11 protein-coding genes are annotated in these 12,050 nt (G+C 51.3%); 2 read left to right on the top strand and 9 right to left on the bottom strand.

Going from position 1 to position 12,050, the window contains the following annotated elements:
• The first annotated feature begins 388 nt into the window (after positions 1–388).
• Both GZH47_RS27820 and GZH47_RS27815 read left to right on the top strand, forming a co-directional pair.
• Positions 389–829, top strand: coding sequence for a MerR family transcriptional regulator (locus tag GZH47_RS27820; protein WP_225446248.1), 441 nt, complete (start codon positions 389–391; stop codon positions 827–829).
• Positions 830–856: 27 nt separating this feature from the next.
• Positions 857–1,537: a zinc metallopeptidase gene (locus GZH47_RS27815; RefSeq protein ID WP_162644219.1), complete on the top strand. Its 681-nt coding sequence runs from the start codon at positions 857–859 to the stop codon at positions 1,535–1,537.
• A 241-nt stretch (positions 1,538–1,778) separates the two neighbouring features.
• Here GZH47_RS27815 and GZH47_RS27810 read toward each other — a convergent pair whose 3' ends face one another.
• The 9 genes from GZH47_RS27810 to alaS form a co-directional block, all read right to left on the bottom strand.
• Positions 1,779–3,923 (bottom strand): methyl-accepting chemotaxis protein, encoded by a 2,145-nt coding sequence (locus GZH47_RS27810; RefSeq protein ID WP_225446247.1) that lies wholly within the window; start codon positions 3,921–3,923, stop codon positions 1,779–1,781.
• A 245-nt stretch (positions 3,924–4,168) separates the two neighbouring features.
• Positions 4,169–5,422: a peptidase U32 family protein gene (locus GZH47_RS27805; protein ID WP_192043550.1), complete on the bottom strand. Its 1,254-nt coding sequence runs from the start codon at positions 5,420–5,422 to the stop codon at positions 4,169–4,171.
• 29 nt (positions 5,423–5,451) lie between these two features.
• The gene (locus GZH47_RS27800) at positions 5,452–6,396 is read right to left on the bottom strand and encodes a peptidase U32 family protein (protein ID WP_162644218.1); all 945 of its coding nucleotides are present in this window, start codon (positions 6,394–6,396) and stop codon (positions 5,452–5,454) included.
• A 264-nt stretch (positions 6,397–6,660) separates the two neighbouring features.
• Positions 6,661–7,788 carry an endolytic transglycosylase MltG gene (gene mltG, locus GZH47_RS27795; protein WP_225446246.1) on the bottom strand — a complete coding sequence of 376 codons (1,128 nt, stop codon included), beginning with the start codon at positions 7,786–7,788 and terminating at the stop codon, positions 6,661–6,663.
• 94 nt (positions 7,789–7,882) lie between these two features.
• Positions 7,883–8,182, bottom strand: a complete 300-nt coding sequence (locus tag GZH47_RS27790) for a DUF1292 domain-containing protein (RefSeq protein WP_225446245.1) — start codon at positions 8,180–8,182, stop codon at positions 7,883–7,885.
• Between the two features lie 26 nt (positions 8,183–8,208).
• Positions 8,209–8,520: a DUF1292 domain-containing protein gene (locus tag GZH47_RS27785; protein ID WP_161744759.1), complete on the bottom strand. Its 312-nt coding sequence runs from the start codon at positions 8,518–8,520 to the stop codon at positions 8,209–8,211.
• A gap of 8 nt (positions 8,521–8,528) precedes the next feature.
• Entirely contained in the window at positions 8,529–8,945 is a 417-nt protein-coding gene (ruvX, locus tag GZH47_RS27780; RefSeq protein ID WP_162644217.1) for a Holliday junction resolvase RuvX, read from the bottom strand.
• Positions 8,946–8,976: 31 nt separating this feature from the next.
• Entirely contained in the window at positions 8,977–9,237 is a 261-nt protein-coding gene (locus tag GZH47_RS27775) for an IreB family regulatory phosphoprotein (RefSeq protein ID WP_162644216.1), read from the bottom strand.
• A gap of 49 nt (positions 9,238–9,286) precedes the next feature.
• Complete coding sequence (gene alaS, locus GZH47_RS27770; protein ID WP_162644215.1) at positions 9,287–11,923, bottom strand: alanine--tRNA ligase; 2,637 nt, start codon at positions 11,921–11,923, stop codon at positions 9,287–9,289.
• Positions 11,924–12,050: the final 127 nt, after the last annotated feature.

The following is a 12,050-nucleotide window of genomic DNA, read 5'->3' as shown; positions in this document are numbered from 1 at the left end:
GTGTGATGTTTCTTAACATGATATGAAAGACTTAATGTCATTATAGTCAGAAGTTCTTAATTTGACAATACAATTTTCGGGATGTTTATAAAAAAATCTAACGTTCGTTTCCTTTTCCATATGGAATGTTAAGTTTTTTCACAATCTTTGACTTCATTCATCCGTTTCAGCATTCTATTCTTCGCCTTTTACGATCCCCATACCAAATCTCTACGGTCCTCTTGGCTATTAGTTAGGATTGAAAGAATAATCGAGAATTGTCATGTGAGGTTTCTTACAAGCATTAATTGTCAAAGCATTACGTTTGACTGTATGGTTCAGGATTTGTATCATAGTTACATAGGAATCCTAAGTACATACCCGTTTTATAATGAAAGAGGTGTTCACGATGTCTGAAAACTTATTATACCGAATCGGCGAGTTATCCAAGATAGCCGGTGTAAGCCCCCGTACGATTGATTTCTACACCTCCATGGGTCTTATCGAGCCCGAGCGTCGTTCAGCCAAAAATTATCGTTTATACAGTGATGAAACCTTAGCGCGTCTCAAACGTATCGTACAATTGAAGCAGGAGAAATATTCGCTGGATGAAATCAAGGCGAGCTTGTCGAGCTGGGGAAAGGCATCTCCGCCCGAAGAAGTGGCCGGACAGCTCATCGAGCTTCAGATCCACCTGGAACAGCTGCAGCGCGAAGTGAAGGCGATCGAGCCTGTAATCAGCCAATTAAAGCCTGGGCAGGCTAAACAAGTATTCAAGCGGCTCATTCCTCAAACGGCTGCTTGCGTCGAAGCGTTGATGCTGCTGCTGAACAAAGGCGGATTTATGTAAGATCCCATTATAACGGAGGGAACGATTATGTTTTTTCACCCCATGGATATCTTGATTATCCCTGCATTCTTGCTTTCGGTTTGGGCGCAGTTCAGAGTCAGAGGCACTTTCAATCGCTGGTCGGAGGTACAAACGGTTAGCGGCATCACAGGCTATCAAGCAGCGCGGATGATGCTCGATCGGAACGGACTGCACGATGTTCCCGTAGAGCCGGTTCCAGGCACGCTCTCCGACCACTACGACCCGATCCATCGCGTCGTACGACTTTCGGAGCACGTCTATTACGAAAACTCCATCTCAGCCGTCTCTGTCGCCTGTCACGAGGTCGGACACGCAATTCAGCATAAGGTACACTATCCAATGCTTACGTTGCGTCACCGCATCTTCCCGGTCGTCAATTTCGCTTCTGGAGTTGCGCCGTTCCTGCTCATCGCCGGCTTCCTGTTTCAAGTATCCGGCCTGATCGGAATCGGCATTCTGTTCTTCTCTTGCGCCGTCGCATTCCAGCTCGTCACGCTTCCGGTTGAATTCAATGCCAGCAACCGCGCGCGGGACATCATGGTCGCCGAAGGCTTCATTACGAACGACGAAGAACGCGGAGTCGCTAAAGTGTTGAACGCCGCAGCGCTTACGTACGTCGCAGCAGCGCTCATCTCGCTGCTGGAGCTGGTCAAGTACATTCTGATCTTCACGCAAAACCGCGAATAGCAACGTCGCCATACACGCCAAAAGGGGGCGAGCAGCAATCAGCTGCTCGCCCCTTTGTTTGCTCGTCTCGCTTTGCGAGAGCCGTGTATCGGATTGCTGAATGGATTGATGAATGGATTGAATGAATCCCTCTGGGTGAACTCCAGAATGGGTCACATAGGCCAAATAAAAATCCGGCCCCCAGGAAAGGGCCGGATTTTACATTACCTTGTATGATTCGGTATCGATAATATCGATCGTATTACGTACGGAAACGGCTCAGCGTTTCTTTCAGACCTGTAGAGACGGTCTCCAGCTTGTCCGACAAACGGACCAGGCCTTCGCTGATGTTCGTTTGCTCATTGCTGAGCGAAGCAACTTCTTGGGAGGTAGCGGAAGATTCTTCGGCCACGGCACTAACATTGCCCATCGCCTCGGACAGCACGACTTGAGAACGCTCCAAGGTTCCGATCGAATTGGTTACCGAACCCAGACGGCCGACGAAATCGCCCATTTGACCCTGAACCGTCAAGAAGATTTGATTCGCTTCTTTTACGGACTGAATTTGTTCTTGGAAGATCGGATAAGCATCCGACAGCACGCTTACCGTCTCGTCGATTTCTTTCTGGATCGTCTCGGTAATTTGACCGACAACGTCAATGGACTGACGCGACTGATCGGCAAGCTTGCGAATTTCATCCGCGACGACCATGAAGCCTTTGCCGGCAGTTCCTGCGCGCGCTGCTTCAATCGTTGCATTCAGGGACAAGATATTGGTTTGTTTCGTCATGTTGTTCAATACTTCTAGAATTTTGCGAATCGAACGCGTCGATTCCTTCAGCTTGTCTACCTTCTCGACCATGGAACGCGTCATTTCTTCCGTCAATCCGGTTTTCTCGATGAGGCTGTTCATATAAACCGTACCTTGATGGCTGGCTCTCTCCACTTCGGATGCAGCAACGCCCATTTCTTGGTTTGCGCCTGTAACCTGCTGCATTTGCTGACTGATCTCGCTCGTAAGATCGCTGCCCTTCTCCGCTTCAACCGCAAGGCTGGTCGCTCCGTTCGCGATCTCCTCGGTTGCAACCGCAATCTCCTTGGCGGAAATCGCTGTTTTCTTCGAAGCGTCGGACAACTCGCCTGCCGTGGCCAGAACGTCCTGTGCCGACTGGTTCGTTTGCGTGACAAGGATGGTGATCTGCGCCATCATCTGATTGAAGCTTTGCGCCAATTGACCAATTTCATCCTTCTTATTGATCGTGGAACGAACGGTCAGATTACCGCGTTCCCCTTCGTTCATCAGGTTCCGCAGGTTGACGAGCGGAATAGCGACCATACGAATAACAAGCAGCCCGATTCCGATAGCCAGCAGTGCCGCGATAGCCGCAATAATATACGTTGCGTTGCGAATCTGTTTCGCGTCTTTGACCAGTTCTTCTACAGGAACGGTACCGAGCATCTTCCAGCCCGTGCTTTCGAATTGATTGTACATGGCGAGCACTTCGTGATCATTCGAATCCGTCGTCGTCAAGGAGCCTTCATCCTTCTTGGAATCCTTGAGCGCGATCGGCGAAGGTTTGCCGATTTGCTCTGCGTTCGCGCTATACACGACATTGTTCTTGTCGTCCAAAATAATCGTCTCGCTGTTGTTCCCGAGCTTCAGGTCTGCCAATTGCTCGCCGATCGTTTTCAATTTAACTTCAACGATCATAATGAAATTGCCTTCGTTGTTCGTCGTATTCTTCATGACGCGCCCCATCGCGAACGTCGGTTCGCTGGCGGTGTCGCTGTAACCTTTCACTTTGGAAGGCAGCCACACCAAGCGGCCAGCTCCATCCAAGATGGATTTCATCCATTCGGACTTTTGTCCATCTTCTGTGGTAATGGTCGAAGTGCCAATCGTAACCGCATTTGCATTCCCGGAAATCGGGATAATCGCTGCACCCGCAATGGATTGATTGGCGAGCACATAAGTTTGTACTGTATCGCCGATTTTCTTCATTAGATCGAATTTGTCGTAATCGTCCGTCGCCGTCTTATATTGCAACAGAAGGTCCTGTACATTCTTATCCAGAAGAATTTGCATCGACAACGCTTCGTAGTTCTTGAACATCAGATCTAATTTCCCATTCGATTGCTTGAGCGCGACCGAGCTGGACTCCGCAACCTTATCCTTGATGATGCTTTTCGAGGTTGAATAGGAGAATAAGCCTACGACTAGCACGCAAACCAAGATTGCGCTGAAAATAATTAAGAAGAGCATGAGTCCCACGGACTTGATGGGATTCGTAAGCTTGACGTTTCTGATGCCGTTCACGGAATTGGAGTAAAGCGACTTCATGTTGCCATTCGATTTGCTTTCGTTTGATTGCGTTTTCGTTTTATCCTTCTTTGACTTGATCTTCATTGCTTGACACCACCTGGTCTAGTGATAGATTTCCGGTTACGGATGCGTTCTTTTGCGGGTATGCGTCGCATGCTTATGTATGAAGGCTTAATGCCCTTTCCTCGAACCAAGCAATTCTCGACAAAAGTTGCAACAACCATTTTATCGGTATCAAGAAATCGAATTATTAGCTTAATAGAAAAAAAATCCATAAAAAAAAACATTCTCATCGAAGGATCGACGAGAATGTTTATAGGTCTAATGTATTAGCGGATTCGTTTGCGCATCATGTCCATAGGCTTAACCGGAGACTCCGTGCGAATCACGACATGCTGCAGCGGATGTCTAGCAGCGTCGAGCGCGTTGCCTTCCGTGTCTTTGATATCGCCGACGGTTTGCTTGAAGAACGTTCCGTCCGGACCGAAGAATTCAACTTCTTGTCCTGGCTTGAAATGGTTGCGCTGCTGGATGACAGCCGTGCCGGAAGCTTCATCGTACGATACGACGACACCTGCGAAATCATAAGGCGCCGCTTTATCTTCCGGCTGATAAATATGATCCTCCGCACCTGGCGTATCATAGAAGAACCCCGTATTCAGCGGCCGGTTCGCGGCTTTCTGAATATCGTCGAGCCATACCTGCTTCAGCTCGTAATGCTCCGGATCCGCCATATACGAATCGATCGCTTGGCGATAGGCGTTGACGACCGTTGCTACGTAGTGAAGGCTCTTCATGCGTCCTTCGATTTTGAAGCTGTCGACGCCGACTTCGATCAAATCCGGAATATGCTCCAGCATGCACAAGTCTTTGGAGCCCATCGTGAATTTATCGGCATCCATGCCAACCATTTGCAGATCGTCTTCGTAAATATCGTACTTCCATCTGCAGGACTGGCAGCAGCCGCCGCGATTGGAGTCGCGATCCGTAAAATGGTTGGACAAGACGCAGCGTCCGGAGAACGAGGAGCACATTGCGCCATGTATGAACGCTTCGATTTCGATATCGACATGCGCCTTCATCTCCGCGATTTCCTCGATACTCGCTTCTCGCGCCAACACGACGCGCGGCAGGCCTTCTTCCTTCCAGAACTGCACGGACTGCCAATTCATGGTGGACTGCTGCGTGCTGAGATGCACTTCAAGCTTCGGCGCAACGCGCTGCGCCGTCTCGATAATGATCGGATCGGCCGCGATGATCGCTGCGATTCCCGCATTTTCCAGTTCTTTCAAATACTCTTCCAGACCGGAAATGTCTTCATTATGCGCGTATATATTGGTTGCGACGAATACCTTCGCGCCATAGCGCTTGGCGAACTCGACGCCTTCCTTCATCTCTTCAAAGCTGAAATTGTCGGCATTCGAACGAAGACCGTATTTCTGTCCACCGATGTATACCGCATCCGCACCGTAGTGAACGGCGAATTTCAATTTCTCTAAATTGCCGGCCGGAGCCAGCAGTTCCGGCTTATCCAGCCGGTTTCTCTTCCCCTTAAAACGAGGAGCAGTTTGCGTTGTCACCATTCTCACCTCCAAAAACGTACCTCGGTGACTTAATACACTTGTTCTTTATAGAAAAACCCATAGGACAGTTCACGCGCCGGATCCTGCAGCGCTGCGATGGAATCGAGCCAGGCATCGTCAAAGGCATACCCTTGCGGATCCGCGTAATACGCGTCAATCGCCGCGCGATATGCACGCACCACGGTTTCGTTGTATGTTATCGATTTTAACAGGCCTTCAATCCGAAAGCTATCGATATTAACTTCCATCAGCTCGTGCAGGTTCTCAATCATGCATAGATCGTCGGAACTCATGATATGGGTGCCGTTTGCGTCTTCATAGATCGGGAACCGTTCATCGGGGCGCTCCGCTTCGATCAGGTACAAGCCGTCTTCACGCTTGCCGTGAACGGGAACGTTCTCTTCGGCGCCGTCTTTGTTCTGATGCACGAAATAATTGTGCACGAGCGGCCGCTTGGAATGATAAATATTGGTCATGCCGTGTACCTGAACTTGAACGGCAAGCTCCGTATTCTCTTTGATCCCGATAATCTGTTCCAAATTCAATTCGCGGGCGAGCACGACTCTGGATGAACCGCGGCGTCCCCAATAATTGGCCGTCGCATAGTTCGTCGACGTCATCTCGGCATTCCAGTGCAGCTTCAATTCCGGTGCGGCTGTGCGAGCCGCCATGAGCACGGCCGGGTCTCCGAATACGATCGCATCGACGCCGGCATCGGCCAGCGCTTTGAGATATTCCGGCAAAGTATCTACCGTCGCATTGTCCATGACATTGTTGACCGCCACGTATACGGATACTTGATGGACGTGGGCCAGCTTGACGGCCGCCGCAATCCCCGCGATATCGAAATCGCCGGGGAGCCGCATGCCGTACCGCGCTTCGCCAATGACAAACGCATCTGCGCCCGCTTCAATCAATCGCTCCATGTCGGCGAGAGAAGCTGCGTCTATAAGCAGCTCCGGCTTTGTTGCCATTTGTGAATCCTCCTAAAAGTTTTGTGAACGCAGTCTGCAGCCGGTATTACCGGCAATGATAGCAAAACTGCTTCGTAAGCATAAACTTAGTTTTGTGAACGCAGTCTGCAGCCGGCATTACCGGCAATGATAGCAAAACTGCTTCGTAAGCATAAACTTAGTTTTGTGAACGCAGTCTGCAGCCGGTATTACCGGCAATGATAGCAAAACTGCTTCGTAAGCATAAACTTAGTTTTGTGAACGCAGTCTGCAAAAGCATAATCGCTATTGCTTGGCTGTTTGATTGCTTTTCGCGATGTTCTGATTATGCTGCTTGAGCGTTTCCGCGAACAAATGCTCATGACTTCCGTCTTTCTTCGTCACGTAGTAATAATAATCCGTTTTCGTCGGGAACAGCGCGGCCTCAATCGATTTCAAGCTCGGCGATGCGATCGGACCCGGCGGAAGACCTTTAATCTTGTACGTGTTGTATGGACTATCGACCTGAAGATCCGATTCCATCAGACGCTCCTTCTGCTTATCGAGCAAATACTGCACGGTGGCGTCAATCTGAAGCGGCATCCCTTTCTTCAACCGGTTATAGATAATCCCCGCTACGATCGGACGCTCTTCGTCGACGACGACTTCGCGTTCGATCAGGGACGCGATCGTCATCATTTGGTGGAAATTAATGCCGTTCTCCGTGAGCGCTTCTTCCCAATTCTCAGGCAGGCCGTCTAACTTGTGGTCCAGCTCCTGAAGCATGCGGTCGATAATCGCTTCCGGCTTCGAGTCCTTAGGCAGCTCGTAGGTTTCAGGGAACATGTAGCCTTCAAGCCGATGACGAAGCTTGCCGTCTTTCGGGATATTCTTCGAGGCATCCGTATCCGGCCATACCTGTTCCTTGTCGGCAGCCGCCAAGAATGCCGCCTTGTCCCCATATCCGGCTTCGCTCAGCTTATCCGCGATTTGTTGAACCGTGAATCCTTCCGGAATCGTAAAGCGAATCGTCTCCGCCTTCAATATCTCGCCGGCATTCAGCTTCGCGATAATGGCCTGCTTGTCCATGCCAGGCTGAAGCTCATAAACGCCTGCTTGAAAGTGCGGACCTTCGTTTTTGTAGCGCAAATAATATTTGAAAAGAAAAGCGTTGCGTATGATTCCTTGATCCTCAAGCACTTCTGCGAACTGGAAGGGCGAGGCGCCCTTCTTCAGCTCGACTTGCACGGTTTCGCCGCCTGAAGTCGGCCGAAGTCCATTCCAAACATAAAGATAAGTACCGCCCGCAATGATGATCATAAGGCTTAAAATCGTCGTAATGACCCAAAACGTAATTCGGCCTTTTCCCGGCCCGGTTGGACGCATGTCGTTTGCCGGCCAATCGCTTTCCGGCTGGTGCTTTGATGAACGCAAGCAACGATCCCCACTTTCTCTAATATCAGCGCGGAAAAAGGGCGGTCAGCGCCGCCCCATCCGTTCTTCCCTATGTTCTTTGAGAGTGACCGCCTTAAGGCTGGTCATCGCCTTCAAACATGAAGTCATCGTAGGCTTCCGAGACATCTTCCCATTCCTCGTCATCTTCGATGGACTCCAGTTCCGGCTCGGAACCGTCGTTCATTACGATGCGGAAGAATGCGATTTCGTCTTCCTTCTGCATGCTTTGCGATTGCAAGCCTGCATAGGCACGGTCGCCGAGTTGAAATTCGGCTACGATTTGAAACGGTTCCGTTTCGCCCGCTTCGCCGATCAAATCAACTTCCGTTCCGTAAATCGGACTCAATACGGAAATCCGTTTTATTTCAGACACTGCACAGATCTCCCTTCAACAAACCGTTAATCGTTTTCGTCAATTTCTGCAAGAAGCGTATTAAAAGTCTCTTCGACCATATTCCACTCTTCTTCGTCTTCGATCGTATACAGCTTCAAGTCGTCGCCGTCTTCTTCGTAGCGGAACGCGTAGACTTCATCCGCGTCTTCGTCCTGCTCGTCCTCGGAATCGACATTAAGCGGCACAACCATCATATATTTCTGATCGGAGCCGTCTACCTCGAACTTCATGACTACCTCGAATTCTTCTTCGTTGCCTTCTTCATCTGGAATGTAGATGATTTCCGGCTCTTCGTACTGCATGTTGTCCTTTGTCATCGTTACCCTCACCTTTTCGTTTTAGAATCGAGATAATTTTGCAAAATGAGCGTTGCCGCCATTTTGTCCACCACTAACTTTCGCTTCTTACGGCTGACATCTGCTTCAATCAGCGTGCGTTCTGCGGCAACAGTTGTCAGCCGTTCGTCCCAAAGGTGTACGGGTACATTTAGCTTTTGCTGTAAATGTTGAGCGAATGCGATGCAAATTTCGCCACGCGGTCCGATGGTGCCATTCATGTTCTTCGGTAATCCGACTACAATCTCAGATACTTCATGTTCCTGCACGAGCTTGGCGATTGCTTCGTCCTCGCCGTTATCGCGACGCTTCTCCACAACGCCAACGCCCTGCGCAGTCCAGCCGAATGCATCACTGACGGCAACACCAATCCTGCGGTCGCCGTAATCCAAACCCATTAGACGCATGCGACGGGAGCCTCATTTCTGTAATCGATCATTATTTGCTGTGCTGACTTAGGTATGAGCGCACCAGTTCTTCGATCAGTTCGTCGCGCTCTTTCCTGCGAATCAAGCTTCGGGCATTGTTATGCCGTGGAATGTAAGCAGGGTCTCCGGACAACAAATAACCGACAATTTGATTGATGGGATTGTAATCCTTCTCAAGCAGCGCGTCGTACACGGAAAGCATAATCTCCTTCGAAGAAGCTTCTCCTTCCGCCTTTACGTCGAATTTCATTGTCTTGTCCATTGAATTCATCGCCAGCACCTCACTTTCCAAGTCGCTTGACAGCCGATTTATACCAGTATCATATCACATTTGACTGCGCAAGAACCAGTTCTTCGGCAATTTGGAGCGCTTCAGCTAATTTGGACGGATCTTTGCCCCCGGCTTGCGCCATGTCAGGACGTCCGCCGCCGCCGCCGCCGCATGCCGCCGCAGCTTCTTTAATGATCTTTCCAGCGTTGAAACCTTGCTTAACGAGATCCGGGGATACAGCAGCTACCAAGTTGACTTTGTCCTCGGCTACGGCGCCAAGCACGATTACCGAACTGGTCAATTTCGTCTTCAGCTCATCCACGATGCCGCGAAGCGCGTCCATCGACGGAGCGTTGACTTGCGCCGCGAGCAGCGTGATGCCGCCGACCGTTTTCGCTTGGGTTTCCAGCGATCCCGCTTCGATGCGGCTCAGCTTGCTTTGCAGCGACTCGTTGTCGCGAGTCATGTCCTTCACTTGAGCGTGCAGACCTTCGATACGCTTCGGCACGTCGTTCAGGTTACTCTTAAGCAGCGCGGCCGCTTGTTTCAACAGCTCCAATTGGCCTTCCATGTAAAGGTACGCGTGACGGCCGGTCAGCGCCTCGATCCGGCGAACGCCGGATCCGATGCCGCTCTCGCTGACAAGCTTGAACAGACCGATCTGCGACGTATTCGTTACGTGGCAGCCTCCGCAAAGCTCCAGGCTGTACTCGCCGACTCGTACAACGCGCACGACATCGCCGTATTTCTCTCCGAACAGCGCCATGGCGCCCATAGCCTTCGCTTCTGCCAGCGACTTGTAATCGATTTGCAGCGCGGTGCCGAGCCAAATTTGCTCGTTGACGCGGCGCTCGATATCGGTCAGTTCTTCCGGGCTGATGCTGCCGAAATGCGAGAAGTCAAAGCGCAGACGTTCCGGTTCGACCAAAGAGCCCGCTTGATTGACATGCTCGCCGAGCACGTCTTTGAGCGCGCGGTGAAGCAAGTGCGTTGCGGTATGATTCTTGATCGTGTCCTCGCGCGTTTGCGTTGTTACGACCGCTTGAACGGTATCGCCGGTCTTGACGGTGCCGCGTTCGACGACTGCATGGTGAACCGACTGGCCATGCGGCGCTTTCGTGACGTTATCGACTGTCAGCGAATAGCCTTCTCCAACGATCGTACCGCTGTCGCCGACTTGGCCGCCGCTTTCGGCATAGAAGGATGTACGGTCCAGGATGACCAGTACCCGAGCGCCTTCTCCCGCTTCTTCAACCAGCGCATTTCCATCGACGAGCGCAATGACCTTCGCGCCTTCTACCGCAAGATCCTGATAGCCGACGAATTCCGATTTCAGCGTGAAATCAGCAAGCGGTCCGCCTTGGACGTTCATGCCGCCCGTTTCTTGACGCGCTGCGCGCGCGCGCGTACGCTGCTCTTCCATCGAAGCATCGAAGCCTTCGCGGTCAACCGACATGCCATGCTCGGCAGCGTAGTCTTCCGTCAAGTCGAACGGAAAACCGTACGTGTCGTACAGTTTAAAGGCATCCGGACCGCTGATCAGCGATTTGCCCTCTGCTTTGGCTGTTTTGACCAGCTCGCCGAGCAAGGAAAGGCCATCGGACAGCGTTTCGTGGAAACGTTCTTCTTCCGTGCGCATGACTTTCTCGATAAACTCGCGTTTGTCCACGATTTCCGAGTAGTAGGTACCCATGATTTCGCCAACGACGGAAACAAGCTCGAACAGGAATGGACGATCGACGCCTAGCGTTTTCCCGTAGCGAACCGCACGGCGGAGAAGTCTGCGGATAACGTAGCCGCGGCCTTCGTTGGAAGGCATAACGCCGTCGCCGACGGCGAATGCTACCGTCCGGATATGGTCGGCGATCACTTTCAGCGCGATATCATGCTCCGGATTCGTGTGATACGTCACGCCGGCGATTTCGCAAGTACGGTCGATGATCGGGCGGAACAGGTCCGTGTCGAAGTTGGAATCCACGTTCTGCAAGATCGACGTGAACCGTTCCAAGCCTGCGCCGGTATCGATGTTCTTGTTCGGGAGCGGCGTGTAGCTGCCGTCTTTATTATGATTATATTGCGAAAAGACGAGGTTCCATACTTCCAGAAACCGTTCATTTTCGCCGCCAGGCCAGCATTCCGGATCGTTCAAGTCTCCGAAAGCATCGCCGCGGTCATAGAAAATTTCCGTGCAAGGGCCGCAAGGGCCTTCGCCGATATCCCAGAAGTTCTCTTCCAGCTTGTAGATGCGCTCTGCGGGAAGACCGATTTTCTCGTTCCAGAAGCGGAATGCCTCTTCGTCCTCCGGATATACCGTAACGGACAGACGCTCCGGATCGAAGCCGATCCATTGCGGACTCGTCAGGAACTCCCAAGCCCACGTAATGACTTCTTCCTTGAAATAGTCGCCGATCGAGAAGTTGCCTAGCATTTCGAACATGGTATGATGGCGGCGCGTTTTGCCAACGTTCTCGATATCGTTCGTCCGAATGCACTTCTGCGAGTTGGTGATCCGCGGGTTGTCCGGGATGACGCGGCCGTCAAAATAAGGCTTCAGCGGCGCCATGCCTGCATTGATCCAAAGCAGGGACGGATCGTTATGCGGTACGAGAGACGCGCTCGGTTCGATCTTATGGCCTTTGCTTTCAAAGAAAGCGAGCCATTTGGAACGGATTTCACTTGCTTTCATGTCGCTTCTACCTCCACAATGTCAAATAAAATAAAAAAACGCCCCCCAAAAACAGGGACGAATCATTCGCGGTACCACCCTGGTTATTGCCCGGCAAACAACGCAAGTTACAACTTCCCGCGCCTGC

This window comes from Paenibacillus rhizovicinus (genome assembly GCF_010365285.1).
Classification (GTDB): domain Bacteria; phylum Bacillota; class Bacilli; order Paenibacillales; family Paenibacillaceae; genus Paenibacillus_Z; species Paenibacillus_Z rhizovicinus.
Note: the sequence above shows the minus strand (reverse complement) of the source record. Positions and strands in the feature narration are given on the sequence as shown.